Consider the following 26357-nt stretch of genomic DNA (forward strand, 5'->3'; position numbering starts at 1 on the left):
GTTCCCCTGGGAGGCAGTAGGCACTGCGGATTTAAAAGTCGTTTATAGAAAACAGATACCTTTAAAACTGTGGGACAGCAGTGGCCGAAGCGCCCTTTTTATTCAGCAGAAGCCGATCAGACTTCTGTTGCGTTGATACGCGCGAACCATTCCTGCGGACCGGTACGGTGAACAGATTCACCTTTGGTATCCACAGCCACAGTAACCGGCATATCTTTCACTTCGAACTCGTAGATCGCTTCCATACCCAGATCATCGAAGCCAACCACTTTGGCCGCTTTGATCGCCTGAGATACCAGATAAGCAGCACCACCAACAGCCATCAGATAAACCGCTTCGTTGTCCTTGATTGCGTCGATCGCAATCTGACCACGCTCGGATTTACCGATCATGCCCAGCAGGCCGGTTTTTTCCAGCACAGTGCGGGTGAACTTATCCATACGGGTGGCGGTAGTCGGGCCAGCCGGGCCAACCACTTCTTCGCGAACCGGATCAACCGGGCCAACGTAGTAGATGAAGCGACCTTTCAGATCCACTGGCAGCTCTTCGCCTTTAGCGATCATGTCGACCATGCGCTTATGTGCCGCGTCACGGCCAGTCAGCATCTTGCCTGACAGCAGAACAGTTTCACCTGTTTTCCAGTCTTTAACGTCTTCAGCAGTCACGGTATCCAGGTTTACGCGGCGCACGGAATCGCCCACTTCCCAGGTAATTTCCGGCCAGTCTTCAACGTTCGGCACATCCATAACCGCAGGGCCGGAACCATCCAGCTCAAAATGGGTATGTCGGGTTGCTGCACAGTTAGGAATAATCGCTACCGGCTTGTTCGCCGCATGAGTCGGATAATCCATGACTTTCACGTCCAGCACAGTGGTCAAACCACCCAGACCCTGAGCACCAATACCCAGTTTGTTTACTTTCTCGAACAGCTCCAGACGCAGCTCTTCTGCACGGTTCTGTGCACCACGTGCCTGCAGTTCCTGAATATCAATCGGCTCAAGCAGCGCTTCCTTAGCCAGCAGCATGGCTTTTTCAGCGGTACCACCGATACCAATACCCAGCATGCCCGGTGGACACCAGCCAGCACCCATCTTCGGCACCTGCTCCAGCACCCAGTCAACGATAGAGTCAGACGGGTTGAGCATGGCGAACTTGGATTTCGCTTCAGAACCACCGCCCTTGGCAGCCACGTGAACGTCAACGGTGTTACCCGGAACCAGTTTCATGTGAATGATGGCTGGTGTGTTGTCCTTGGTATTGGCACGCTTGCCATCAGGATCAGCCAGAACAGAGGCACGCAGAACGTTATCCGGATGTGTATAGGCACGACGTACGCCTTCGTTACACATATCTTCAACGCTCATGTCACCTTCAAACTTAACGTCCATACCAATGTTCAGGAACACGGTAACGATACCGGTATCCTGACAGATCGGGCGGTGACCCATGGCGCACATGCGGGAGTTGATCAGAATCTGCGCCATTGCATCTTTAGCGGCTTTGGACTCTTCACGCTCGTAAGCCGCATGAACGGCATCGATGAAATCTTTCGGGTGATAGTAAGAAATGAACTGCAGAGCATCAGCAACGCTCTGGATCAGATCTTCTTGCTTGATCACAGTCATGGTGGACTCTCTCTCATTGGCCCGGTTGTGGCCGGTGACTGGCATCCGCTGGCGGCTTTTGGCCCTGCGGGCGAAAAAACGCCCACTTAAGTGGGCGTAAGCTGATTCTATTGTAACTCAGGATTGCCTGGTCTAAAACGGCCACCAGTCCTCGGCTTTAGTTCTAGGACGAGCTTTCAGACCACCGCCCTCTGCAGGCATATCCGCTGCAGGGGTATAACTGTTCTCTGTCGGAGCTACTTCCGGTGTAAGCATTTCCTGTTCAGCTTCCGGCTCAGCAGGCGCGCTTACCAGTTTACGACCACGATGCAGCATCTTAGTCACTGGCAGTTCAGCCAGCGCCAGCGACGGTGCCACCAGTTGCAGAGGGCCATCACCCAGAGGCGCCTGGTCACTCAACGGATCAAGCGCTGGCGGATCAATTTCCGAATAACGCAGGTAGTAAACCGTACCAGCCTTCACATCCAGTTCGAGCTGGGCGATCTTCTTAATGACCAGATCATCCACCCCTTCAATACCGAACAGGCCGCGACGAATCACAACATCGTGTGCTCCCGGCTCCAGCTCATACCAGGTGTAGCTACCACCCTTGATATTAAACAGGCGCTCGCCATTAACATTGAAGCTCGGGGTTTCCAGCTCATCCATCGACCACTGGGTCGCAGGACGATACACATACATCAGCGCTGTGTTCTCGTAGTCCCAGCGATAGCCGACCGGACGAAAGTTCTGGCCGTCCGGCGCCGCAACATAGGAGCCGAAGTTATCGCCAATAGACTGGTGAATGGTGCAACCACTGAGGCCAAAGGCCGCAACAGCCAACAGAAGGGAGAGTACTCTTGTCATTATTATTGTCCTGCTCTGTTTGAGCGACACTGATCCCGAATTATGCAGAAAGTCACTTGCTGCAATGCCGCTATTCAGTGTACATAAAAAAAACTGCCTGCTATGATGACACAATTACAAAAAATAACAAAAACAAAGGGGTCGTAATATGGAAGGATTCCGTGTTTCCCTGAGCGCTTGCTTCTCTGTTCTCATCCTGGCCATGGTGCCAGCACTCAGCGCCCAGGCCGCACCACCGGCAAATGAAGCCTACTACTCACAGGATCTTGACGATGCCATTGCATCGGCCAAGCGCAACCCTGTAAACACTGATTACGTCGGTGCCTCCTGGTATAACCGCTCTACGTCGCGCAGCTTCCCGTTACCTAAGATGCTGAACACCGAAATGGACAGCGAAGTAGTTGAAGGTGCCATGGGACCAACCGCCGCTGGTCGCGAAGCCGCATTTGATGCTGCTCAGCCCATTCGTGATGCAGCGCTGGGACGCCACACCAAACGCGAACGCCTGAGCGAAAGTAAGAAAAAATCGGAAGACTCCGAGGAAGAAGAAGAATTCGTCCGTAACGAGTCGGTGATTTACATTCGCGAAGCCCGCTCAGAAGATAGTCGGGTCAACGAAATCCGTGCGAATGTGACCATCAGGGCCACCAGCCGTCCGTAAATTACAGAGGTGATGAGACGATGAGAAAACATCATACGTTTCCGCTGACGCTGGCCTTGCTACTGGCCAGCACAGCGTCTGTTGCGACGCCACGCGATCAGTATTACTCCACCGATATTTTTACCGCCATCGAAGAAGCTCGGGAACGAACGCACCATTACGACTATAGCCGGGCAACCCGCTATAACCGCTCGACCTCGCAAAGCATTCAGTTCCCGCGCCTTCTGAATAAAGAAATGGCCCAGACCGTGATAGAAACACCTGATGAGCAGGTAACTGGCGGAGATCCGGGCATTGATGATGGCAGCAATCTCGACAGCGCGAGCACCATCACCAAAGCCCCGCAAAATACTCAGTCGATATCTGTTGGCAGCAGCTCACCCGCGACGGTACGCGTTACGATCCGCTGATTATTCAGCTAAGACGGCTACGGATTTTCTGCCGTAATGGCTGAGTAAACACCATCAGCATCCGGTCTCTCTGCCACAGCTGGCGAGCCTCTGCCGGCAAGGTCTGGGAGACCGACTCCAGCAAGGCAAACAAGCGTTCAAAACTATCCATAGCGGCCAGTGTGTAGGCACTGCCATCAGCCCGGAACAGCTCCGCCAGCTGACAGGCAAGCACAGTCAACTCATCACAGTGCTGTGGCGACTGACGACACATCCACGACGCCATAGCGAGCACCCCGTGAACATCTTCCCAGTAGCGGAAGGGTTTATTCAGGCGCTCGTGCGCATCACGACAGAACACCTGTGCCGGAGTGTCAGAAAACATCAGAGGGGAATGCGGTAAATCTGGCATGAACGGCTGCGCTTTACTGCTCTCAGCAACTGCAACGCCCGGCGCCGACCTGTCTACCAGGCAGCAAACGATCGATTCATCCTGTCGGGCCACCACGTAAAGTTTTTCCAAGCCACTACTGGCCAGCATGGCATGAGACTTAACGCCACTGATTGTGCCATCTGCATTCACACAGGTCGCCATCGTACTCAACGACTTCATTTCCCGTTCGGAAATGACAAAAGCAGCGATAGCCCCGGGTTGAAGATCCGGATCAATGCAGCGCATTGCAGCCTGATAAGCAAAAAAGAAAGCAGTTCCCGGGGTAGCGCTTTGGTAGCCGCCCTGCCAGGCGACATTGAGGGTATCGGATTCGACCAGCAATCGCTGAAGAAGCGGGCGAACGGTTTCAACACCATCCGCCAACGCCAGACAGGAGGAAGTTCCCTCCTGCCTCAGAGGCTGCAGCATTACTGCGTACCCAGAGCGTTCTGAATTCGATCCAGACGGATCTGAATGTCTTCGATCTCTAGCTTCATATCACCGAGATTACCACCGCTCTGGCGCATCTTGGTGACGGTTGCCTCCAGTGTCTGCAGCTGCTCGGTTGCCTGAGCAATACGCAGCTGATTCTCAGCCGGCAGGTCGAGAGCGCCAGCTTCAACCTTCGCAATCCGCTTCGTCAGCTCAGACGCCTTGCTATCAATCTTCTTAGCCAGTGCAGTTTCTGCTTTCTGAGCCTGGTCCGCTGTCGCTTTAATGTCTTTATTCAGGCCAGCGACAGAGCTCTTGAGGCCGCTGACGGCTTTGGCATTACTGGCAATGTCTGCTTTGTTGCGCTTGTTAGCGACATCCCACAGCTTACGAATCTCACTGTCATGATCTTTAAGCAGAACTTTCAGCGCATCCAGTGACATATTTGCATTCTCACCGGTAACGGACAGTTTCTCATTCAGAACATTCAGGTTTTCTGCCTGAGACCGGATAATCGTTTCCGCATTGGCTAACTGTTTCTGCATGGTCTGAATCTGAGTAAACAGAAAGCCTGCCAGACCACCCATCGCAACAGCTACCAGTAACGCAACAATCGCCAGAGTCTGTTTTGGCGCAGGAGCGGCCGCCACCGGGACCGGACGCGCTTTCACCGCAGCCGCACGCTGAGCCGCAGCACGACGGGCCGCCAGCTGTTTCTGACGCAGTGCGATGTCTTCCTGTGACGGCTTCATATCCGGCACGAGCGGTTCTTTTTCTTTATCCATTACTGCCCCCAACTCTGTGTTGTGATCATTATTATGCAGCCAGTATACCGGCATCTTATGCCATGCGAAATTCTGACTGAACGTTGAATTTACGCTATAACCCTACCTTTTGCATGAATAGCGCCCTATCTCACTGGGTGCTATCATGCATGCACTTAATTCAGTACCCCGGATCATGAGCCGGGGATACGAACCGCAACCTGACTCAGCAATGAATGGAGACGCATCATGGCATTTGAATTACCAGCTCTGCCGTACGCAAAAGACGCTCTGGAGCCGCACATCTCTGCAGAAACTCTGGACTTCCACCACGGTAAGCACCACAACACCTACGTTCAGAAGCTGAACGGCCTGGTCGAAGGCACTGAGTTTGAAGGCAAGTCTCTGGAAGACATCATCAAGACTTCTTCCGGCGGCGTATTCAACAACGCAGCTCAGATCTGGAACCACACTTTCTACTGGAACAGCCTGAGCCCTAACGGCGGTGGCGAGCCTACTGGCGCCGTTGCTGATGCAATCAACGCAGCTTTCGGTTCTTTCGCTGACTTCCAGGCGAAGTTCAACGATATGGCTGTTAACAACTTCGGCTCCAGCTGGACCTGGCTGGTTAAGAAAGCTGACGGTTCCCTGGACATCGTTAACACGTCTAACGCTGGCACGCCGATCACTGAAGGCCTGACTCCACTGATCACTGTTGACCTGTGGGAACACGCTTACTACATCGACTACCGCAACGTACGTCCTGAATACCTGAAAGGTTTCTGGGCTCTGGTTAACTGGGAATTCGCAAACGCGAACTTCGCTGCTTAATCGACCACCTTGTGGTACAAAAAACCGGGCTCTGCCCGGTTTTTTTATTTCTGCTATTAACCAACAGGATGCACCGTGAAATTACTGCTGGCTTCGTCCTCACGCTACCGCAAAGAGTTATTACAACGCCTGCGTATCCCCTTCGACTGCGCCTCGCCGGATATTGACGAAACACCGCTGACTGGTGAAGATGCCAGCGCTTATGTGGTACGCCTGGCAAAACAGAAAGCCGCTGAACTGGCCAGTCGCTGGCCAGAACACTGGATTATCGGCAGCGACCAGACCTGCGTGCTGAACGGTCGGATTTGTGGCAAACCCGGCACGGCAGAAAAAGCTCAGGCGCAATTACTTCAAGCCAGCGGCCAGCGGGTTACCTTTCTCACCGGGCTTTGCCTGCGCTCACCGACCGGAGAAGAATTCTCCCTGTGCGAGCCATTTCACGTGCAGTTCCGTGAGCTCAGCCCGGAACTGGTTGAGCGCTATATTGCGCTGGAGCAACCGCTCGATTGCGCTGGCAGTTTTAAGGTGGAAGGACTGGGAATAACGCTGTTCTCAGCACTGGAAGGCAGAGACAGTAACAGCCTGATTGGCCTGCCTATGATCGGCCTGACAGACCTGATGCTGCAGGCGGGATTACAGCCGTTACAACTGGCCGAATAAAAAAATCCCCCGATGATCGGGGGATTTTTTATCAGTCTTCAGATTTGACCGGTAAGCCGCGGAACATGCTGTTCATCTGTTCATCGACCTGCTCTACCCCGAGCCTATCGGATACAGAAAATTCCCAGATGCCGTTGAACTTATCGCGGGTGATATCTTTGGCAATACCGGCGTTATTCACAATGGTCGGACGCAGGAACACCATCAGATTGCTCTTAACCTGAGCGGTGGAATGTGATTTGAACAACCAGCCCAGCAGTGGAATATCGCCCAGCAGTGGCACCTTGCTCTCGGTCTCAATGACGTCGTCACGAATCAGGCCACCCAACACAATCGTCTCTTCATTTTCAGACAGAATCATTGTCTTGATGGAGCGCTTGTTGGTGATCAGGTCGGCACTGCCATCCACTGTGGTCGAGGCCACAGACTCAGCCGTGGCTTCCACTTCCAGACGAATCGCTTCACCGTCGTGGATATGCGGCTTCACTTTCAGAGTGATACCCACGTCTTCACGGGTAATTGTAGTGAAAGGGTTACTGTTCGAGCTGGATGCAGTCGAGCCGGTACGGAAAGGTACATTCTGACCAACAATAATTTCGGCTTCCTGGTTATCCAGCGTCATGATGCTTGGCGTGGATAACAGGTTGGTTGCACTGTTACTCTGAATTGCCTGCAGAATCACGCCGAAGTCCACTTCACCGTTAATTTCGTTATAGGCACCCAGTGTCAGACCATTACCGACCAGACCACTGACATCACCCGTGGCGATACCCGTGGCAATGGTACTGAGTGATGGACCAGCGTTAGAGAAACTGGTGCCCGCCACCGGCGCATCCATATTACCGGTTGCCCACTGAATCCCGAGAGCATCATCGATATTACCGGTCACTTCGACAATGGCAGACTCAATCAGAACCTGTGCACGACGTACATCCAGTGCTGCCACCAGTTCTTCAATTTCTTTCATCAGTGATGGTTCGGCACGAACAACCAGCGCATTCAGCTCTTCATCAGCGTGAATACCGGCTTTGCCTTTTGCCTGAGCAGCATCTTTTTCTGCCGCTGATCCTGTGCCATCCGACAGCAGGTTTTTCAGCAGCTCAGCCAGCTTGGTGGCATCGGCATAAGTCAGGCGAATAACTTTCGCACTACCAGAAAAGTAGGATGGCTGATCCAGCTCTTCAATTAACTTGCGGATACGCTCACGCGCACTTTTTTCACCCTTAATAATCAGGCGATTCGAGCGCTCATCGGCAACCACACGAATGGAGCCTGCGGTATTCTCGTTTGCATTGGCGGCCGCACCCTGCGACACCTTAGCCGGATCAAGGTTCTGCAGCATAGTTACTACGTTACCAACCCAGGCTTCTTTCAGCTGAATAACTTCCAGCTCTTCACTACCGGATTTATCCAGGCGATCAATAATCTGTTCGATGCGTTTAATGTTGTTGGCATGGTCAGAAATAATCAACGCGTTAGCGGATTTAACACCAGCCAGGTGACCATACTTCGCTACCAGTGGGCGCAGGATAGGAACCAGATCCAGAGCAGGCGTATTGCGGATCATAATAACTTTGGTCAGCAGCTCCTGGCTTTTATCCGACACATAAGTATCCAGATCACGGCCCTGCTGTTTGACTTCGTTCTGCTGCACAATCAGTGTTACATCACCTGCAGGTACCGCAACGTAGCCCTGCACCTGCAGCACAGACAGAAACAGTTCATAAACACCGTCCTGGTCCATGGCATCACTGGTGAGCACATTGACTTTGCCCTTAACCCTTGGATCAACCACAAAGCTTTTGCCAGTGATGTCAGCTACCTGAGAAATAAACGCACTGATGTCTGCGTCCTTCAGGTTAATCTGCCAGCTGTCCTGTGCCTGTACCGACACACTGAACGCCAGCAATACCATTAATGCCCACTGCTTGATCACTTGCATATCCTTTATTAATTCAATGAGTGGTTAACCACAAAACGACTGTTACCACGTTGTACTTCAATACGTGCACTCGGCTCGTTGCTGATCTGCTCCAGAACAGTCTGGTCGGCATCCGGGTCTCCCAGCATCTGTCCGTTCACAGACAGAACAATATCACCCGGCAGCAACTGTAATGCACCCAGCATCGAGCCCGGCTGCACTTTGTAACCCTGACCCGGCCCAACGGCTTCCAGGCCCATCTGTTTCAGTGCACCGGCAGCATCAGACGAAGCTGCCTCACTGACCAGATCCATAAACTCACCCGGCGAACGGACTTTACCGAAACGCTCTCTCAGGCTACCGAATGGCGCTGCCGGACGGTCGGGCCGAGCCGCCACCACCTGCGTATCCATTCCCGCTTTGGATTCTTCATCAAACTTCAGCGTTTCCAGCTTACCGTTGGTATCCAGAATCACTTTATCTTCGTAAACACCGGCCAGACGCGTACGCCCCTGCACCACATCACCCACCCGGTAAAACTCTCCTTCACCGCCTTTCGGCGCAATGATGGCGGACGAGGCATCCTCCCGCGACGCTTTGGTTACACCCAACAGCTCCAGTTTGAGTCGGGTATCAGGTGCATCGACCTCTTTACTGACCACTTCCAGCGGCTCATCCGAGGCTTCACCAAACAGATGGTACTGCGCCGTTCCCAGAGCAACCGCATCACTGCCAGCCGCTCGCTTCTGAGAAGGCGCTTTCAGAATCAAAGGCTCCGGCGCCACAACCAGCCACGTCAGTTGTGCCAGCTGCCATGACAGCAACAGTGTCAGCACAAGCTTGCCGCCAATCAGCAACGCTTTCTGCCAGCCCGTTACCTGTTCAATTACCTCAGCCAAGATCTGTGTTCTCCGTGAATAAGGCGCTCAAGGTTATAGAATCTTATGAGACACTTCAAAAATAACCGTGTCTTCATCAGCCTTTGCCGGCCACTGCTGGCCAAGAACATCGAGGAAGCGGCGACGAATAGAAACCCCACCCCAGCCATCCTGCTGCGCATAGGCCTGAATCAGCTGAGTGCCTTCCATGGTGGCGATGTTTACCTGCGCTTTATCGCCAACCATTTCAATGCTGCCCGCCACCATCGGCATGGTGGCATTAACCGTTTTGCGATCAACCAGAAAACTGACATCACCACCGCTGTACAACAGTTGCCCGGCAACATCACCAAAGCCACGATCAGCAAGGTTAAACCAGCCAGAAACCGCGTTCAGTTCAAAGTTACCTTTGATGCCTGTGCGGTTGCGTTTCAGCAGAGGCTCAAGTACATCAGCATCCAGATAGGCACTGGTATTGGTCAGCGTCAGCGTCTGATCCGCTGACAGACGGGCATCACCGTCGAAACGAATACCGTCACCGGACAAACTCAGATGTACTTGCGGACTGGCGCTGAACAGCGACAACGGACTTAACTGCCACTGGCCCTCGATAACACCGGCACTGCGCAGCGTTGGCACCTGCAGCCGCAACTGGCCATTCCACAAGGTCCCGCCCAGTTGTTCGATTTTAACCGGCAAGCGTCCCACCGCAGGCTCGGCAAAACGCCAGACAAAATGCAGTGGTGTAGTAGCAATAAGAATGAGGAGAAAGGTAAAGAGGCCCAGCAATACATACCAGCGGGCTGCCCAAATGGCTTTAAACATGATGACTTCTGGTTTTCCGTAACAATATCAACGCGACATTCTACTGAACGGGGGCCGAAAATTTAATGAAACAATATGACATTAATGTAAAAAAGCGGAGTTCTGACTGAACAGACGCTCCGCTTTCCTGCAAAACTGCCAGCTTTTGCCCTTACTGAACCAAGGCGACGCCAGCTTTGTCTCCGTCAGACCAGGTGAAGGCCGTCGAGTTCAGCTCAGACTGACCGTCGCGTGGTGCAATCACAAAGCGATACTCACCACCCGCTACCGGGTTGTACCAACGGGTCTCGTACTCTGCCATGCCCTGGTCTTCGTCGTCCAGATAGCGCACCTCAATATCGTAGCCATCATCGTTAATTGGCTCGCCATTGACCATCAGCGGCTGCCATTTGCCATCAACACGGTGCTCTACCGTCACCAGTGGCAGGTGGAATTTGATATTGGCAGGTGCCACATCCAGCCAGCGCAGAGCGACGTAATCTTCTTCGTTAGCTTCTTCCGCCAGTTCTGCCTGTGGCTGTTGCAGCACAGCGCGCTGACCTTCACTGTCGGTAGCATCCGCCAGGAAGTCGTTCACTTTGAGGGTGTAACGCCACTCTTTCTGCAGTTCCTCGATTTCACCCTGAGCGAGGAAGTCTTTGGCCAGAACACCAAGCTGAGCAGTCAGATACGGTGTTGAATACTGACCATACAGAGTGTGCCCGCCCTCATAGTTCTGACGGCGATACTCTTCTGGCGTAGTGGTATAACCAAAGTAGCCATTGGAATTGCTCGCCACCCAGGCGTATTTCAGCGGCTGCCCTGCAGCGGCAAACTCGGCCTGTACCCGTGCAGTCATACGGCGACCCGCTTCCGTAGTAGTCTCAAACGGCAGTGGCATAACGACCATGTCGTTGATACGCAGCAACTGGAACATCACGGTGTCAGGGAAGCTGTCCTTCGGTTCCAGAATAGGCTGCAGGAAGGAAAAGCCCAGATGGCGCTTGTTGCCCTGACAGCCGTCGGTAAAGAACCACCAGCGGCGTGCCATTACGTTACCACCGTGGAAAAACGGCACCAGCGTCAGCCATGGTGTACGACGTTCATAGGCACCCGCAGCAACGGTATTGCCGACGGCGGCATCATGGCAGATCTCAACATTCTCAGCTTTATTGTGATCGCGGATATTCAACTCGCGCGCAGCAGTGGCCAGCGAGATATCGCTGGTCAGCTGAGTGCCCAGCGTTTCAAACAGTTCAATGGCTTCACCACCAATACCCTGCCCCAGTTTACGGGCCGCTTGCCAATCGACATCAAAATGGCCAACCCAGTTATCGCCGCGTTCTTCCAGCGCTGGCGCCATGTCGCCCTGAGTACCCGTACTCAACGCATGCACAACAGGCCACGGCGTGTCGTACTTAGCGCGGATTTTCCATTCCAGATCCTTCTGTGCGTAAGCAAACAAATCGGCGTTGTACACTTCCACCGGTACCGTCAGAGCGGTGGCATGCACAGAGAAACTGGAAAAGGCCGCCAGCGGCAGATACTGACCACGGTCGTCCTTCACATCCACGCGCACCATATACAGCGATGGGTTCACCGCTTTGAATTTGTCCTGCGGGTTATCCAGATCAATGCCGCTGACAGTGTCGTTCAGCACATATGAGTCCAGCGAACGGTTACGGTTGTAGCCATAGATGTCCTTTTTACCGGTCGCGATTTTCGCCGCGCGACGCTCGCGGTAGGCTTGCAGAATCCCCTGACTGATACGATCCGCGGTGAACTCCAGAAACTCGGGTTCAAGCCACTGGCCGCTTGAGGTGTGCTTATTATAGAAATCGTTATCGAAGAAATTCACCGGCGCTGAATGGCTGTGCGAAGCGGTAATAGCAATATCGCCCGGTGTCAGGCCGGTTTCAGCCGCAACGCGCTGAGCCACTTCATGCTGCAACAGCAGAGATGCAGCCGTCAGGTCGGTCTGCACAACCGCCAGAGACTGCCCGTGACCATCATTGAGGTAAACCACGCGGGCCTTAATCCGGGTGCGGAACCCCTGACCCTTATTAGCCATCACTGAATAGCCTCCCATCGGCATCCCCGGTGGCGGCGTAATATCCACAGACACAGCGCCCGCAGTAGCTACACCGGTGGTTTCCGGTTTCAGCGACAGATCGGGCTGAGAAACATAAATTTCCTGGGTACTGGCACAGGCAGTCAGCGTAAGCAGAAAGGCAGCAGGCAACAGCCTTGCCCAGCGAGAGACGGTAGGACGCATGAGAATGACCTTTATTGTTATTGTCAGGCTTTTGTGCACGTTTGTACCACATTAGCGGCATGGCTGCTACCGCTCTGCTGCGCCATTTGTCCCATCCGTAACAACACTCTGATCAACAGCTTCTGCTGGGCCTTTACCTCTATTTGCGGCAGCACACGGCCCAATTGAAATGGAATTCAGGAATTCTGATGACTACCAAGCTCCGCCCTGCCTGGCGCTGACCCTCAGCTTAACACCGGCACTGGCACAGGCTGCACAGCGCACTCTGGTCGATAGCGATCATAATGGTCTGATTGAAATCAACGACCTCGCCGACCTTAACGAAATACGCAACAACCCGGATGCAACCCGCACCAGCGAGTTAACCGGCACCCACCTGTATGGCAGCAACCAAGGGTGTCCGGCCGCCGACTGCAATGGCTATGAGCTGACGTCCGACCTCGACTTCGACAGCAACGGTAATCAGCAGCTTGATGCTGGCGATCTGTTCTGGAACGACGGTAAAGGCTTCGAGCCAATCGGCAACTTCAGCCTCAAGTTCAGTGCCGAATTCCACGGCAACGATCATGTTATTAATAATCTGGTCATGCGCCGCGCCGGCGATCACTTTACCGCGCTGTTCGGTTACCTGGAAATGGCCGAAGTACATCACCTGTCATTGCGGGCTGCCATTGAAGGGGGCGGCAATTCCGCGGCACTCGCCGGTTACGCCTGGAACAGCCACTTCCATCACATCACCGCCGATACCGCGGTAATTGGCAGTGACAGCAGCGATGCAGGCTGTGGGGCCTTCTGTGATGCCCGCTCAGTTGGTGGTCTGATCGGCAGTGGCGAGGAACTGAGCATCAGTCAGATATTGCTGCAGACCGACGTCACTTCTCTGAATGAAACGGGTGGCCTGGCTGGCTACCTCGCCGACAGCCACATTGATGAAGCGGGCGTTCGAGCACAGGTTACCGGTGATCGTGACAGCGACGGACTGGTCGGCCGCATGGTGCAGACATCCGGCACCAGCAGTATTATCGACAGCTCAATCAAACGCAGCTTTGTTGCCGCCCAGGTAAACGGTGATAACCGGGTCGGCGTACTGGCAGGATCGCTGAAAAATACGCAGGTGAGCGACATCCTGATCACTGGTAGCATCGGCATCAGCGACCGTGTCTATGTCCGCGCAGGTGCCGTCACCGGCACGATGGACAGCGGCTGGCAGACTGTCGTTAACAGCAACAATGAGAGCCTGTGGCAGTTTGGCGGTCAGAGCGAAGCGCCTGCGCTGAAACTGCCGATGGCTACCCTGCAGGATGCTGATGGTAATGGTGAGGTGGATGACTGGCCGGCCTTTAGCGGAGAAGAACTGCCTGACCCCGATCCTGTTGTCCCCGATCCTGTTGTCCCCGATCCTGTTGTCCCCGATCCTGTTGATCCGGACCCTGTGGATCCTGAGCCGGAACAACCGCGTAAGCGCTCCGGTGGCGGTGCCATGCTGTGGTGGCTGGCGCTTGGCATCGCTCTGATCCGACGCCGAGTTTAGTGAATTAAATTCACAACTAACTTTCCCTAAAACTTATCCGGGGAGTTCAGACTCTCCGGAAATCAGCTTTTCCTTGGCCGTTTTTTTCAGCTTTTTGACGCGCAACTCCGCTCGCAGCGCTTCACTGTGACTCCCCACCGGCACACTGAACGCCAGTGTCAGCGGACCGCGTCCACGCAGAGCCCGCGCGGCTCTCGGACCACCGGAGCTATGTTCTGCAAAGCGTCGTTCAACATCCTTGGTGATACCGCAATACAGCGTTCCGGCGGAGGTACGCACCAGATAGAGGTACCAGGTATCCGGCGTCGATACGGCATACTCTGATTCTTCGCAGGACACAATTGCACCTTGTTGTCATTCAGGAAATCCGTATCGTACCCTGCCATTCAATAAGAAGTTAATGTCATTCTCATGCACGACGTTTTTCGCGAACCGATCAGCGGCCTTACTCATCTGGCCGGCGCTATCTTTGCTATTGTCGCCCTGTGTATTCTGGCAGCCCAGGCTGCCATGTATGGCAATGCCTGGCATATGGTGTCCTTCATGATTTTTGGCGGTACGCTGCTGATCATGTTTGCCAGCAGTACCGTTTATCATCTGATTCATGCCTCCGACCATGTCATCCGCTGGCTGAAGCGGGTGGATCACATGGCCATTTTTCTGCTGATTGCCGGCACTTATACCCCTATCTGTCTGGTACCGCTGAACGGCCCGACCGGATGGTGGCTGTTTGGCGTAGTATGGGGGCTGGCACTGACCGGCGTCGTCCTCAAGGTGGTATGGATCAGTGCTCCGCGCTGGTTCTCAACCGTGATTTATGTGCTGATGGGCTGGCTGGTCGTGTTTGTTTACCCGGTACTGGATCAGATTCCGGACGGCGCCCTGCGCTGGATTACCTATGGCGGCCTGAGCTACACCATCGGTGCTGTGGTGTATGCGACCAAATGGCCAGACCCATGGCCAAAATGGTTCGGTTTCCATGAAATCTGGCACCTGTTCGTGATTGGCGGTGGCTTCTGTCACTTCTGGGCCATTGCCTTCTACCTGGCTGACGTACCGGTCTGAAACCGCTGCGGCTTTGATATCTGCAAGATGACGGGGTAGCCTGTCGCCTGTTATCGAGAAATCAAAGCCGAATCCCCCCATGTATGACCTGACCGACCCCTTATTTATCAGCCGCAGCGTGCTGCTGCCCTGGCGTGAAATCGAACTGACCGCCATTCGTGCTCAGGGCGCGGGCGGACAGAATGTGAATAAGGTGTCATCGGCTATTCATCTGCGCTTTGATGTGCAGAAATCCTCACTGCCTGATTTCTACAAAGAGCGCCTGCTGGCACTGAAAGACAGCCGCCTGACCAATGATGGCGTGATCGTTATCAAAGCCCAGCAGCACCGCACACAGGAAAAGAACCGCCAGGATGCTCTGTTCAGGCTGCAGCAGCTGATTCAGAGTGTGAATAAAGTGCAGGTCAAGCGCATTGCCACCAAACCCACCCGCGCCTCGCAGACGCGGCGCATGGATTCCAAGGCAAAGCACAGCTCCACCAAAAGCCTGCGCGGCCGGGTTAAAGACTACTAGAGCCTGGTTTAATCCGTATTAACCGGACCGCGGTTCGCTTTGGTGGCCAGATACTGTTGGCGAAACAGCACGAAATAGGCATGCAGAGCATCTGCGGCCTGATGGTCGCCATTCAGACGCAACACCTCCATACCGACTTCTGCCGTGCACAGCTGATGGTCGTGAAACGCTTCGCGCAGGCGGTAATCCGATGCCTGCTGCGGCTGAATACCCAGTACCGGCAGATGGCGTAAATATTCACTGCGGAACATCTTACGCGCCTCACGCCAGGTGCCATCGAGCATAATAAACAGCGGCTTGCGCCTGCCCTCCGCCACACCCGGCAGCTGCTGCGGTGTACTGATGCAGCGTTCAACCTCGGCGTATTCATGCGGAAAAACCACCACCGGGGCGTAGGCCTCATCAGCCAGCAGTGCCAGAAGGCTGTCGTCATGTTCAGTACGAGACCACTGCCAGGCGTAATTATCGGCAACCACATCGGCGATCAGGCGTCCTGTATTGCTCGGTTTGAACACCTCACCCTGATACATCAGAAACAGGAAGGCACAGTCAGCACCAACCTGTGGACGCTGACCGCAAACGCAATGGCTGCTGGCTAACAGACAATGATCACAGCGACTGAGGCGGCTGCCACGGGCAACAAAGGCGCGGGTGGATCTGGCCAGCTGAGCACGGCGCAAACGAGTAACCGAAGTATCGTGGGGCATCAGAATCGGACTGTCGGACAGGTAAAAAAAGAGGCGCGCAGTTTACTCTGCACCTGCGCCAGTGACTACTGCAGCCGGGCCCACAGAGCAGGCAAGTCAGCAACGGAATCCAGCACGTACTGCGCTGCCAGACCGTCTGCATCGGCCAACTCATCACCCTTGCGGTATTTGCCGGTGCGCACGAGGCAACCGTGAATGCCACAAGCCTGAGCGCCCAGTACATCGCCCAACCAGTCGTCGCCAATCATCAGCGTCTGATCGGCTGACACGCCCAGCTCGTCCAAAGCCAGGCGAAAGAATGCTGCGGCGGGTTTACCCATCACCTGTGCCTGACGGCCAGAAGCGTACTCCAGCGCCTTGATAAACGGCCCGACATCCAGCTGTAAGCCATCGCTGCCGACAAAATAACGGGTCATACCCAGTGCCACCAGCGCTGCTTGCGGATTATCCATCAGCAGGCGAAATGCGCTATTCAGCCGTTCAAAGGTAAAGCCGGCACCGAGATCTCCGACGACGATCGCATCCACTGCCGGACTGGCATCCGACACCGCAAACTCACCGCGAATACCCTCAGGCACCAGCAGTTCAACCCGATCACACTGCTGTTGCTGCAACCACTGCCGGGCCGCGACTGGCGGCGTGATGATGTCTGTCTCACTGACCTGCAGGCCATGACGATTTAACCCGGCGCAAATGCTTGCCCGATTGCGGGAGGTGGTATTGGTCAGTAAACGGAAAGGAATGGCGTGGCGCTGCACCCAGCTCAGGGTGGCAGCAGCACCGTCGATGGCACTGCCGTTCTGCAGCAGCACACCATCAATATCAAACAGAATCGCGCGCATCACAGCCTCCTGCAGCACGCCAGAATAATCAGCCGTTACGACGTGCGTGAACGCTTACGCCAGCGTCGTAAAGCCCAGGTCAGGCTGCCACTTAATGCCAGAAACACCATGAGTATAGCGCTCAGATCCACCAGCCAGACACCCCAGTCGCCGAACAGCCGGCCGCTGTGCAGATCCAGCAGCACCCGTTCGCGGCTGATCCCCGGTAACGGAATGCTCTGCGACAGACGCTGACTATCCGCGGCAGGTAACGACTGCCACATTGCCCACTGCGCGCCGACGGCATTATCCACAGACAGTGACTGCCATTCCCAGCGGCTGTCATCCAGCAACCACACAGTGCCGCGGCCGGCCAGCAGCAAAGCACCATCAGCACTCAGGCCGACTTCCTGCGAAGCCGGCAGGTCACTCATGGTCTCAATCAGTTCACCGTCACGGGTATACAGATGCAACTGACCATCACACAGCAACACCATGCCCTGCGACCAGCCGAGCGCACCGGCCAACGGCAGTGGGCAATGCAACAGCGTGGTCTGCTCCAGCCGGACATCGTCCCCTGACTGGGTTACCCAGCCCCGCTCAGGCACGGCAAAGCCACGACTGACCGTCAGCGGTGGGATACCGTAAAGAACACGCAACAGAGAGGAATACACCGGTTTTTCATACCAGCCCCAGCTCTGACTGTGATTAATCATCACCCCCGTTAACGCCAGCATCACGATAACAGGCGCCAGCAACAGACCGGCACGGCGATGCCACTTCAACCACATGGCAATGCGTTTAATCACATCCGCTCCTTACAGACTAGGGTGCAATACAATTTACTGGCCGTCAGCAGCTGTACGCACCAGCTGATCAAGATACAGTGCCCAGCGGGCGACCGCAGTAGAAGCCCGTACCGACAAGGTAGCACCGGTAATACCGTCGACATGATCGCTGAGTTTATGCTCGGCGGTCAGCGCCAGCCCGGAAAACTGTTCAGTGAAAAAATCATGGCGGATTTCCCAGCCCCGGGATTCGTTAAAGGCCAGTACTGCCAGACGTTCGATTTTGCCGCCAGCCACCACCACACCAAAGCGGATGGGCTTTTCCTTACCGATCTCTTCCAGAATCCAGGCGCTGCGTGTTTCATCCAGCCAGTAGCGGATACGCAGGCCACGGTAAGGGTGACCAAAGATGTCCTGCGCCACGGCTTTCTGTTCCGCTTTCAGCCACACCATCGATACCTCAGGAATCCGGGTATCAAAGGTTTGTGCGAGGAAATCCTGCTGGCTCAGATATTCCTCAGCGAACGTCAGTGGCGCAATAGCCAGCAGGCAACTCAGCCACAGGGTCTTAATCACAGAGATTGTCTTCCGGTAGTAAAGCTTCATAGCGGCTGTCTGTCAGAGTACGTAAGAAACACACCAGCGCCGTCACATCATCGTCATCCAGCAAACTACCGTCACGCAGCTCCGTAGTGCTGATGTTGTCAGCCACTTCCGGATTGGCCCAGGCAACACCGGTTTCCGGGTTAATGGTATTGGATGAGCCCGTCAGATGCTGGTCGTAGAAGCGGATCACGGTATCCAGTTCGGCGAATACGCCGTTGTGCATATAGGGTGCCGTGACCGCGACGTTACGCAGCGTCGGCACTTTGAATTTGCCACGTTCACTGGCGGCAGTGACGGCCTCGTTGTTGTTCTGCAACCCTGTATCCTGCCCCGTTACGCCATTCGCCGCACGCACCGCCTGATTCACCGGCACCCCGATATTGTGGTACTCGTAACCGGTAAAGGTTTCAGTTTTGCTGCCCTGTGCATTCAGCTGGTGACAGGTGGCACAGTTAGTAAACTGCTGAGAGAAAAACAGGGTTTTACCCAGCGCGGCTTTCGGGTGCAGGATAACGTCATAAACATCTGTATCACCGGCCAGATAGCGGTCGTAGGCTGAGTCAAACGGCGCAAACACATCCGTCTTTTCAAACTCGGCAATCGCATCGGTCAGCGCCTGATAAGCAGCATCGACATCGTCAAAAATATCCGCGCCATACAGAGCTTCAAAGGAATCCACGTAATCCGGATTTTCCAGCAGACGATCAATTACCGCAGCACGATCAGCCATACCCATTTCCAGCGGATTCAGTGGCGGGCCACCTGCCTGAGCCTGCAGATCGGTTGCCCGACCATCGTGGAACTGCCCGCCGAGCCAGCCTTCATAATCGCTCTGCTGACTGTTAAAGCGACTGCGGCTGCCAAAAGCAAAGGCCGGACTGAAACTGGCATAGGACGCGGTCGGGGCATTGCGATCACCCAGCGAGGTGCCGTCATCACCCAGGGAAACTGCACGGACCTTACCGTCACTACCGGTGCGACCATCGGTAAAAGCGCGCTCGGGATCATGGCATGTGGCACAGGACTGAGTACGGTTGAGTGACAGGTTGGTATCCGCAAACAGACTCTCGCCCAGTTCGGCACGACTACTGAACGCAGCCTTGTCTGATGAATCACCACCACAGGCGCTTACCAGCACCGACAGCGCTACCACGAGCCATGGGCTCAGCTTGCCAACATTCACTGCTTATCCTCCGCTCAGGCCGCCTTACACGACAGCCAGACTGGCTTTTACAAAGAGGTCGAAGAATACCATGCACACTCTAAGTGATTAAGATTTTTATTTGCACTAACAATGTCATCAGTCAGCAAATTTCACCCTCTGGCTATTAATAATCGTTTTCAATATCACTAGTATCCGCACCAAACGAAGTGAGAAACAATCTCACTGGCAATCTCATTTACGCAAAAGACTTTGGAAGCGACTATGAAACTGACACGTCTGGCCTTAACTGTAGCCACTGCCTCTCTGATCACTGCCTGTGGTGGCGGATCTTCCTCCAGCGGTCCAGACATCAGCATCGACAACGTTGCCAAAGTTCTGAACACCAACGCCGAGATTGCCTACGCAGCTTACAGCGATTCCGTCACCACGGCTGTTGCCCTGAAAGCTGCCATCGACGCACTGGCCGACGAGCCGACAGAAGCCAACCTGCAGGCTGCCAAAACCGCCTGGCTGGTTGCCCGTGAGCCATATGGCCAGACAGAAGTTTACCGTTTCCGCCTGAGCCCGATTGATTCAACTGATTACGATCAGGAAGACGGTCCGGAAGGCGACATCAACGCCTGGCCGCTGGGTGAAGCACTGATCGACTATGTACAGACCAACGACAGCGATTTCGATACCGATCAGATTGGTGTGACTGACAACAGTGTTGAAGTGGGTGACGTAACCCCAGCCGGTGCCTACGCCATTACTGCCGACAACCACACATTCCAACAAACCATCATTGGCCGTACCAACATCGACATCACCGCGGACCTGCTGGCTAACACTGCGACTGCCGATGATGAACACGATGTAATTTCCGGCTACCACGCCATTGAATTTCTTCTGTGGGGTCAGGATCTGAACAACGACACCGGACTGGCAGATCGCACCACCGATGGTAAAAACCGCGATCAGGCGGTGAAGGCGTATCAGACGGCGGGCCAGCGCCCACTGACTGACTTCACCGCAGCGACCTATGGCGTACGTCGTCTGACCTACCTGCAGGTTGCCGCGCAGAAACTGATCGACGATCTGACCGCAGTACGTGATGGCTGGGCTCCGGGTGTCAGCGATAATTACCGCGCTGCCTTCACTGCCGTTGCTTCCAAGTCCGAAGCCAAACAGAAACTGACAGAAATTCTGACCGGCATGGGCATCCTCTCTGAAGGTGAACTGGCTGGTGAGCGTATGCAGATTGCTTTCGCCAGTAACTCCCAGGAAGACGAACACTCCTGCTTCTCTGACAACACCCACCGTGACATTGCTCTGAATGCACTGGGCGTAGCGAACAGCTACTACGGTGAATACAAAGGTTACGACAGAGACCTGGATGGCGACATCGACAGCAGCGATGCTGTAGCAAACGCGGTATCCGGTTACGGTATCGACAGCCTGCTGGCAGATTCTGGTCTGGAAGATATCGCAGCCGAACTGGACGCAGCATTCACCCTGACTGAAACCAACTACATGGCGATTGATGCGAAAGCGCGTGCTGGTCAGCCATTCGACGTGCTGATCATGGATGACAACCGTACTGCCACTAACCCGGTGTATCTGACCATCAAATCGCTCAACGCCCAGGCGTCTGTGATTACTGATCTGGCCGAAGAGCTGAAACTGGATGCCGACGTGGTTGATCCGGGTGCGTCCGAATGTAATACCGACAACCCATTAGAAGAGTGCTGATTCATTGGTGATCACAATTCGATGAAAACACTGTTTGACACAAAACCGGGCTCTGCCCGGTTTTCTGCGTTCTGGATGACGGCCATTCTGCTGCTCGGCGGCTGCAGTCAATCTGCCTCTGACATACCGGAAGAAGACCCGTCCGAGCGTCGTCCCGGCGGCGATACCACGCATTCACTGGTGCCTTTTCCCGCCTTTGACCATATTGCGCCCAACCTGCCAGATGAGCGTAAGGCCGACTTCTATGCAGGCCGGGCACTGGCGGAACAACCGTGGGTAAAAGCGCCAACCATCACCACGGCACGCGACGGTCTGGGTCCGGTATATAACGCCCGCGCCTGCCTGGCCTGTCATATCCGTGGTGGTAAAGGACGACTGCCCGACGACAACAAAAGTCCTCTGTTTAATGCCTTTGTGCGCGTCAGCCTGCCTGCTGCCCCCGGACAAACGGTTAACCCGGCGATCGGTGTGATTCCGGAACCGGTATACGGTGATCAGCTGCAAAGTCAGTCTATCGCCCTCGACCATCAGTTACGGACAGCCAGCCCGGAGGCCATCAGTGCCCGTGGTGACGTTGCGCCAGAGGCCTATATCTACATCAACTGGCAGACCCATATTTTTACCTACCCTGATAAGCACCAGACGGAATTGCGTAAACCGCAACTGGATATCCGCCATCTGGGTTATGGTCCGTTACACCCGCACACGCTGTTCAGCCTGCGTAACGCGCCGACCATTCATGGTATGGGCCTGCTGGAGTTAATTGACCAGCAGGATATTAACCAGTGGCAGGACCCGGACGATCGCAATCACGACGGTATTTCCGGTCGCGTGAACAACGTCTGGGATGCCCGTCAGCAAAAAACCGTGGCCGGACGCTTTGGTCTTAAAGCCAATCGGCCCGATATGCATATGGTGGTGGCATCCGCCTTTGCCAATGATGTCGGCATCAGCAATCCGCTGTTTTCTTCCCAGCCTTGCACAGCGAATCAGCCGGCCTGCATGGCACAGCCTGACGGTGAAGATGACCATGGCTTTGAGATGCCACAGGAACTGTTTGAGCTGGTCGTGGATTTCAGCCGTAACCTCGCGGTGCCACAGCGTCGTGACGCCGATGATTGGGCAGTACAGCAGGGACGCGAGTTGTTTTATCGCAATGGTTGTCAGCTATGCCACCGCCCTTCCTATACCACTGTTGCTGATGCTGAAAATCCGCATTTGTCGGCACAGAAAATCTGGCCTTACACCGATTTATTACTGCATGACATGGGCGACGAGCTGGCGGATAACCGTCCGGACTTTGATGCCAGTGGACGCGAATGGCGCACCGCTCCGCTGTGGGGCGTCGGTTTACTGGCCAGTGTCAATGGCAGTAATAATCTGTTGCACGACGGCCGTGCGCGCAGTGTCGAGGAAGCCATTCTCTGGCATGGCGGCGAAGCCGAACAGGCAAAACAAAACTTTATTCATCTGAGCCGAAGTGAACGCGAAGCGCTGGTCCGTTTCGTCAATTCGCTGTGATTTTCCGGGGAATAATTATGAAATATTCAATGACCCAGAGCATGATCAAACGCCGCACATTTCTGGGCGGTTGTATCGCTTCTGCCGGTGCCAGCCTGCTGCCACTGAACGCTCAGGCATCGGCAAAGAACAACAAGGAAATCTGGCTGTCCGCACAGGGCCGGGATGCGGAACATTTTGCCCTGAGCTGGGTACAGAACGATCAGCAACAAAGCGCCTCAGTGAAATCCGGCTTTCGTGGTCACGGCGCTGCACAGCATCCGCTGATTAAAACCCAGGCCGTAATGTTTTCCCGCAGCCCGGGCACTGAAGGTATTGTCGTTGATCTGAGTCGCGGTGAAATCGTCCAGCGTTTTTACAGCGCCACTAACCATCATATGCATGGTCACGGCTGCTTCAGCGCCGATGGCACGATTCTGTTCACCACAGAATCTGATTATCAGACCGGTGCCGGAAAAATTGTTATGCGTGAAACCCGCCAGTATCAGACCATCGGCGAGTGGTCGAGCTTTGGCATCGGCCCGCACGACATTCAGTTAATGCCGGACCAGAAAACACTGGTGGTTGCCAATGGCGGACTGAGAACCCGTCCGCAAAGCGGAGCTCAGGTACTCAACCTTGATAGCATGAAATCCAGCCTGACCTATATCGACAGCACCAGCGGTGAACTTATCGGCCAGTACCATGTGGCAGAAGCCAAAGCCAGCATCCGTCATCTGGACGTAGCCGCAGACGGTACCGTCGCGCTGGCAACCCAGGTGCAGCGTCAGGGCATGTCTGATCAGCACACGGTTACCCTCGCCGCCGTACATCACCCTGGTAGTGCCGGACTGATGATGCTGGAAGCACCACAGACCCTGACCGAACGCTTTAACGACTACATGGGCAGTGTTGCGATTAACGAAAAAGAGCGACTGGCAGGCTTCAGCAGTCCGCGCGGTGATCTGGTGGGTTTCTGGGACATCGACAGTGGCCAGCTGGCTGGCTATCACGCCTTTCACGATGTCTGTGGTCTGAGTGTTTCACTCGACCAGCAGTATTTTATTCTGTCGAACTCGGCCGGAGAAATCCGCCGTATCAGTGCCCTGTCACTGCAGGAGAACCGTCAGTTGCGTCAGCAATTTGATGGCATGCACTGGGACAATCATTTATTTTCTGTCGCCCTGTCTTAACAGGCTGAAGAAACTGGACTTTATTATGCAATCACGGTTACTTATTTCCGCCACAGCAATGCTGCTGAGCACGCTCACTGGTTGTGGCGGAGAGCGGGCAAACGATGAGGTTAGCCTCAATGAAGGCTCGCTGAAAAAAGCGCTGGAACTGATAACAACCAACACCATTCTGCCTGCAGTCGGGCAGTTTTCCGCACAGACGCAAGCGCTGGCAGATAACGCTGACAGCTTTTGTGCAGCACCAGACAGCAACACGCTGAACGCCGTGCAACAGCAGTGGAAAAATACCGCTGATGCCTGGTACCAGTTACTGCCATTTAACTTCGGCCCGCTGGATGATGATCTGGTTTTTCCAACGTATCAGTACATCGACTCCTATCGCCTGCGCGGTACCGATTACACCGAAACCGTGCGCACCAACATCAGCAGCTGGCTGGCCGGTAGCGAGACTCTGGATGAGACCTTCTTCGCCGCCCAGACCTTCCAGAAGGTCGGCTTACTGGCACTGGAAGTTGCCCTGTTTGAAACCAGCGACACACACTCCGCAGCGATCAGTGACATCGTCAGTGAATACACTGACAACAGGCGTAAATGCGCCGCACTGAACGGTTTGAGTGACTATCTCAACAGCAAAGCACAGGCCATTGAAACGGCTTGGAACACAGAATTTGCAGACAGTGGCAGCAGCTATGAGGCCCTGTTTCTTGGCGATGCACTGCCCGATGGCAGCGCAGCTTTAACCACGCTGATTACCGCACAGCAGGAATTCCTCGATTATCTGCAGCAACGCAATGTGGTCACCACCATTACGCCACTGGCCGATCATGCCTGGTCGATGGCAGGCAAGGCGGTGGACAGTATTGAGCAGGTAATTGAAGGCAATACTGACGCGGCTGTGAGTCTGGCGGGCCTGATGCAGGCATCCGGTAATCAGGCATCTGTCGATACCGTGCGCAGCAACCTGGCGATGGCACGTGACAGTATCAATGATGTGGATGCAACCTCATTCAACAGTGCTGCAGCCCTGCTCGATGGCAACTTCAAACGCGAAATACCGGACAGCCTGGACGTGAATCTGGGCATTAATTTTACCGATGGCGACTGATAATCAGCTCCAGCCGTAACCTATTTTTCTGACAGGATATGACCATGAACAAACTGACGACTCCCATACTCCTGAGTCTGTGTATCGCTGCCACCAGCCAGGCTGAAGAGAGCGTTAATATTGCAGATCTTCAGCGCCAGATTCAGCAGCTTAATGAAAGAATCGAATTGCTGGCCGATAGTGTTGATAACGCAGCCAGCAGCGAAACCAGCCGCGTGCATTTTGGCGGCTACGGCGAACTGAACTACCACAACCTCGATGTTGATGGTGAAGACGATCAGCAAATTGATTTTCGCCGCTGGGTATTATTTGTCGGCTATGAATTCAGCGATCGCATTCGTTTCCACTCCGAAGTCGAGGTTGAACACACCGTCGTACCGGGATCAGAAGGCAACGGTGCCGTAGAACTGGAACAGGCCTACCTGGAATTCGATCTGTCCGACAGCCAGCAGCTGCGTACCGGTATTCAGGTCATGCCACTGGGCATTATCAGTGAAACTCACGAGCCAACGTTTTATTACGGCACTGAGCGCCCGGTAATTGAAACCACCATTATTCCAACCACCTGGTTTGCTGCCGGTGTGATGTACAGCCAGCGCTTCGATAATGGCATCAGCTACGATGTGTTTCTGTCGGAAGGTCTGAAAACCGAAGACCCGACCACTGATTCAGATGCTGATCCATTCAGCATTAAAGGTGGCAAGCAGAAAACCTCTTACGCCGATACTTTTGATCTGGCTACCACCGCCCGCATCCGCTATACCGGCATTGCCGGCCTGGAGCTGGCTGCTTACGCCCAGTACCAGCCAGACCTCGACCAGAGCGCCGAAACGTCTTACGCCGAATCCGCTACCCTGCTGGGTGGCCACGTGGTCTATCAGTGGAATCAGGTAACGGCCAAAGCGCTGTATACCCGCTGGGATCTTGCTGGTGATGCCGCAGAAGCGGCGGGTCAGCATGAACAGGATGGCGCCTACGTTGAGCTGTCCTGGAAACCTGTGGATGCCTACGGTGTGTTTGTTCGCCAGGGGTTCTACCCCGTTTTCACGGACACATCTAAAAGAGGCATAATGTGCCTGTAAGGAGTGTTCATGACCAAGCGAAGAAAATTC

Annotated in this window: 26 protein-coding genes; 12 read left to right on the top strand and 14 right to left on the bottom strand. The window is 54.5% G+C overall.

The features are described from left to right. Positions 1-116 precede the first annotated feature (116 nt). Positions 117-1625: a fumarate hydratase gene (locus tag I9W95_RS03410; RefSeq protein ID WP_225671861.1), complete on the bottom strand. Its 1509-nt coding sequence runs from the start codon at positions 1623-1625 to the stop codon at positions 117-119. Positions 1626-1757: 132 nt separating this feature from the next. Beyond that, a complete protein-coding gene (locus I9W95_RS03415) occupies positions 1758-2471 on the bottom strand; it encodes a DUF2846 domain-containing protein (protein ID WP_225671863.1) in 714 nt (237 codons plus the stop codon). Between the two features lie 148 nt (positions 2472-2619). Here I9W95_RS03415 and I9W95_RS03420 point away from each other — a divergent pair, with 148 nt between their 5' ends. Together I9W95_RS03420 and I9W95_RS03425 are read left to right on the top strand one after the other, a co-directional pair. After that, the gene (locus I9W95_RS03420; protein WP_225671865.1) at positions 2620-3132 is read left to right on the top strand and encodes a hypothetical protein; all 513 of its coding nucleotides are present in this window, start codon (positions 2620-2622) and stop codon (positions 3130-3132) included. A 20-nt stretch (positions 3133-3152) separates the two neighbouring features. Next, on the top strand, positions 3153-3542 hold the full coding sequence (locus I9W95_RS03425; protein WP_225671867.1) for a hypothetical protein: 390 nt from the start codon (positions 3153-3155) through the stop codon (positions 3540-3542). A gap of 4 nt (positions 3543-3546) precedes the next feature. Here the strand turns inward: I9W95_RS03425 and I9W95_RS03430 are convergent, their stop codons facing one another. Beyond that, complete coding sequence (locus I9W95_RS03430) at positions 3547-4383, bottom strand: acyl-CoA dehydrogenase family protein (RefSeq protein ID WP_225671870.1); 837 nt, start codon at positions 4381-4383, stop codon at positions 3547-3549. Then, positions 4383-5171 (bottom strand): hypothetical protein, encoded by a 789-nt coding sequence (locus I9W95_RS03435; RefSeq protein WP_225671872.1) that lies wholly within the window; start codon positions 5169-5171, stop codon positions 4383-4385. Before I9W95_RS03435 ends, I9W95_RS03430 begins: the two co-directional genes overlap by 1 nt. Positions 5172-5399: 228 nt before the next feature. Between I9W95_RS03435 and sodB the strand changes: the two genes are divergently transcribed. After that, positions 5400-5981, top strand: a complete 582-nt coding sequence (gene sodB / locus I9W95_RS03440; protein ID WP_225671874.1) for a superoxide dismutase [Fe] — start codon at positions 5400-5402, stop codon at positions 5979-5981. Between the two features lie 75 nt (positions 5982-6056). Then, positions 6057-6641, top strand: coding sequence for a Maf family protein (locus tag I9W95_RS03445; RefSeq protein ID WP_225671876.1), 585 nt, complete (start codon positions 6057-6059; stop codon positions 6639-6641). A 31-nt stretch (positions 6642-6672) separates the two neighbouring features. On the opposite strand, the gene gspD is transcribed toward I9W95_RS03445, so the two are convergent. The 4 genes from gspD to I9W95_RS03465 all read right to left on the bottom strand — a co-directional run bounded on the left by gspD (position 6673) and on the right by I9W95_RS03465 (position 12519). Next, positions 6673-8577, bottom strand: a complete 1905-nt coding sequence (gene gspD / locus I9W95_RS03450) for a type II secretion system secretin GspD (protein WP_404818736.1) — start codon at positions 8575-8577, stop codon at positions 6673-6675. A gap of 14 nt (positions 8578-8591) precedes the next feature. After that, positions 8592-9461 (bottom strand): type II secretion system protein N, encoded by an 870-nt coding sequence (locus I9W95_RS03455; protein ID WP_225671879.1) that lies wholly within the window; start codon positions 9459-9461, stop codon positions 8592-8594. A gap of 33 nt (positions 9462-9494) precedes the next feature. Further along, positions 9495-10265, bottom strand: coding sequence for a type II secretion system protein N (gspN, locus tag I9W95_RS03460; RefSeq protein WP_225671881.1), 771 nt, complete (start codon positions 10263-10265; stop codon positions 9495-9497). Positions 10266-10416: 151 nt separating this feature from the next. After that, the gene (locus I9W95_RS03465) at positions 10417-12519 is read right to left on the bottom strand and encodes a neutral/alkaline non-lysosomal ceramidase N-terminal domain-containing protein (RefSeq protein ID WP_225671883.1); all 2103 of its coding nucleotides are present in this window, start codon (positions 12517-12519) and stop codon (positions 10417-10419) included. Positions 12520-12688: 169 nt separating this feature from the next. On the opposite strand from I9W95_RS03465, the gene I9W95_RS03470 reads away from it, so the two are divergent. Continuing rightward, positions 12689-14050, top strand: coding sequence for a hypothetical protein (locus tag I9W95_RS03470; protein WP_225671884.1), 1362 nt, complete (start codon positions 12689-12691; stop codon positions 14048-14050). 33 nt (positions 14051-14083) lie between these two features. Here the strand turns inward: I9W95_RS03470 and I9W95_RS03475 are convergent, their stop codons facing one another. Continuing rightward, entirely contained in the window at positions 14084-14389 is a 306-nt protein-coding gene (locus I9W95_RS03475; RefSeq protein WP_225671886.1) for a GIY-YIG nuclease family protein, read from the bottom strand. 72 nt (positions 14390-14461) lie between these two features. Here I9W95_RS03475 and trhA point away from each other — a divergent pair, with 72 nt between their 5' ends. Together trhA and arfB are read left to right on the top strand one after the other, a co-directional pair. Next, on the top strand, positions 14462-15115 hold the full coding sequence (gene trhA / locus I9W95_RS03480) for a PAQR family membrane homeostasis protein TrhA (RefSeq protein WP_225671888.1): 654 nt from the start codon (positions 14462-14464) through the stop codon (positions 15113-15115). Between the two features lie 79 nt (positions 15116-15194). Then, positions 15195-15629, top strand: coding sequence for an alternative ribosome rescue aminoacyl-tRNA hydrolase ArfB (gene arfB / locus I9W95_RS03485; protein ID WP_225671890.1), 435 nt, complete (start codon positions 15195-15197; stop codon positions 15627-15629). Between the two features lie 8 nt (positions 15630-15637). Here arfB and I9W95_RS03490 read toward each other — a convergent pair whose 3' ends face one another. From I9W95_RS03490 to I9W95_RS03510, 5 genes are all read right to left on the bottom strand, one after another. Then, positions 15638-16336 (bottom strand): tRNA-uridine aminocarboxypropyltransferase, encoded by a 699-nt coding sequence (locus tag I9W95_RS03490; RefSeq protein WP_225671891.1) that lies wholly within the window; start codon positions 16334-16336, stop codon positions 15638-15640. Positions 16337-16401: 65 nt separating this feature from the next. Beyond that, positions 16402-17178 (bottom strand): TIGR01458 family HAD-type hydrolase, encoded by a 777-nt coding sequence (locus I9W95_RS03495; protein ID WP_225671893.1) that lies wholly within the window; start codon positions 17176-17178, stop codon positions 16402-16404. Positions 17179-17213: 35 nt separating this feature from the next. Further along, positions 17214-17966, bottom strand: a complete 753-nt coding sequence (locus I9W95_RS03500) for a PepSY domain-containing protein (RefSeq protein WP_225671895.1) — start codon at positions 17964-17966, stop codon at positions 17214-17216. 33 nt (positions 17967-17999) lie between these two features. Continuing rightward, positions 18000-18521: an FMN-binding protein gene (locus I9W95_RS03505; RefSeq protein WP_225671897.1), complete on the bottom strand. Its 522-nt coding sequence runs from the start codon at positions 18519-18521 to the stop codon at positions 18000-18002. Beyond that, positions 18514-19734 carry a cytochrome-c peroxidase gene (locus tag I9W95_RS03510; protein WP_225671898.1) on the bottom strand — a complete coding sequence of 407 codons (1221 nt, stop codon included), beginning with the start codon at positions 19732-19734 and terminating at the stop codon, positions 18514-18516. The genes I9W95_RS03505 and I9W95_RS03510 overlap by 8 nt, the downstream gene beginning before the upstream one ends. 243 nt (positions 19735-19977) lie before the next feature. Here I9W95_RS03510 and I9W95_RS03515 point away from each other — a divergent pair, with 243 nt between their 5' ends. From I9W95_RS03515 to I9W95_RS03535, 5 genes are read left to right on the top strand one after another with little or no spacing between them, the layout of a single operon-like run. After that, entirely contained in the window at positions 19978-21447 is a 1470-nt protein-coding gene (locus I9W95_RS03515; RefSeq protein WP_225671900.1) for an imelysin family protein, read from the top strand. Between the two features lie 21 nt (positions 21448-21468). Further along, positions 21469-22968: a di-heme oxidoreductase family protein gene (locus tag I9W95_RS03520; RefSeq protein ID WP_225671903.1), complete on the top strand. Its 1500-nt coding sequence runs from the start codon at positions 21469-21471 to the stop codon at positions 22966-22968. Between the two features lie 17 nt (positions 22969-22985). Further along, complete coding sequence (locus I9W95_RS03525) at positions 22986-24140, top strand: DUF1513 domain-containing protein (RefSeq protein WP_225671905.1); 1155 nt, start codon at positions 22986-22988, stop codon at positions 24138-24140. Between the two features lie 25 nt (positions 24141-24165). Next, positions 24166-25245, top strand: coding sequence for an imelysin family protein (locus I9W95_RS03530; RefSeq protein ID WP_225671907.1), 1080 nt, complete (start codon positions 24166-24168; stop codon positions 25243-25245). Between the two features lie 44 nt (positions 25246-25289). Continuing rightward, positions 25290-26327 (top strand): porin, encoded by a 1038-nt coding sequence (locus I9W95_RS03535; RefSeq protein WP_225671909.1) that lies wholly within the window; start codon positions 25290-25292, stop codon positions 26325-26327. Positions 26328-26357: the final 30 nt, after the last annotated feature.

The organism is Thalassolituus marinus (assembly GCF_020320395.1).
In the GTDB taxonomy this organism is placed as follows: Bacteria; Pseudomonadota; Gammaproteobacteria; order Pseudomonadales; family Oceanobacteraceae; genus Venatoribacter; species Venatoribacter marinus.

Excerpts from the sequence above, each read along its gene's own strand:
- gspN (WP_225671881.1), bottom strand. The coding sequence starts at position 10,265 with ATGTTTAAAGCCATTTGGGCAGCCCGCTGGTATGTATTGCTGGGCCTC.
- I9W95_RS03470 (WP_225671884.1), top strand. The coding sequence starts at position 12,689 with ATGGAATTCAGGAATTCTGATGACTACCAAGCTCCGCCCTGCCTGGCG.
- I9W95_RS03490 (WP_225671891.1), bottom strand. The coding sequence starts at position 16,336 with ATGCCCCACGATACTTCGGTTACTCGTTTGCGCCGTGCTCAGCTGGCC.
- I9W95_RS03530 (WP_225671907.1), top strand. The coding sequence starts at position 24,166 with ATGCAATCACGGTTACTTATTTCCGCCACAGCAATGCTGCTGAGCACG.
- I9W95_RS03525 (WP_225671905.1), top strand. The coding sequence starts at position 22,986 with ATGAAATATTCAATGACCCAGAGCATGATCAAACGCCGCACATTTCTG.
- I9W95_RS03410 (WP_225671861.1), bottom strand. The coding sequence starts at position 1,625 with ATGACTGTGATCAAGCAAGAAGATCTGATCCAGAGCGTTGCTGATGCT.
- I9W95_RS03420 (WP_225671865.1), top strand. The coding sequence starts at position 2,620 with ATGGAAGGATTCCGTGTTTCCCTGAGCGCTTGCTTCTCTGTTCTCATC.
- I9W95_RS03520 (WP_225671903.1), top strand. The coding sequence starts at position 21,469 with ATGAAAACACTGTTTGACACAAAACCGGGCTCTGCCCGGTTTTCTGCG.
- I9W95_RS03425 (WP_225671867.1), top strand. The coding sequence starts at position 3,153 with ATGAGAAAACATCATACGTTTCCGCTGACGCTGGCCTTGCTACTGGCC.
- arfB (WP_225671890.1), top strand. The coding sequence starts at position 15,195 with ATGTATGACCTGACCGACCCCTTATTTATCAGCCGCAGCGTGCTGCTG.
- trhA (WP_225671888.1), top strand. The coding sequence starts at position 14,462 with ATGCACGACGTTTTTCGCGAACCGATCAGCGGCCTTACTCATCTGGCC.
- I9W95_RS03515 (WP_225671900.1), top strand. The coding sequence starts at position 19,978 with ATGAAACTGACACGTCTGGCCTTAACTGTAGCCACTGCCTCTCTGATC.
- I9W95_RS03415 (WP_225671863.1), bottom strand. The coding sequence starts at position 2,471 with ATGACAAGAGTACTCTCCCTTCTGTTGGCTGTTGCGGCCTTTGGCCTC.
- I9W95_RS03465 (WP_225671883.1), bottom strand. The coding sequence starts at position 12,519 with ATGCGTCCTACCGTCTCTCGCTGGGCAAGGCTGTTGCCTGCTGCCTTT.
- sodB (WP_225671874.1), top strand. The coding sequence starts at position 5,400 with ATGGCATTTGAATTACCAGCTCTGCCGTACGCAAAAGACGCTCTGGAG.
- I9W95_RS03435 (WP_225671872.1), bottom strand. The coding sequence starts at position 5,171 with ATGGATAAAGAAAAAGAACCGCTCGTGCCGGATATGAAGCCGTCACAG.
- I9W95_RS03535 (WP_225671909.1), top strand. The coding sequence starts at position 25,290 with ATGAACAAACTGACGACTCCCATACTCCTGAGTCTGTGTATCGCTGCC.
- I9W95_RS03495 (WP_225671893.1), bottom strand. The coding sequence starts at position 17,178 with ATGCGCGCGATTCTGTTTGATATTGATGGTGTGCTGCTGCAGAACGGC.
- I9W95_RS03430 (WP_225671870.1), bottom strand. The coding sequence starts at position 4,383 with ATGCTGCAGCCTCTGAGGCAGGAGGGAACTTCCTCCTGTCTGGCGTTG.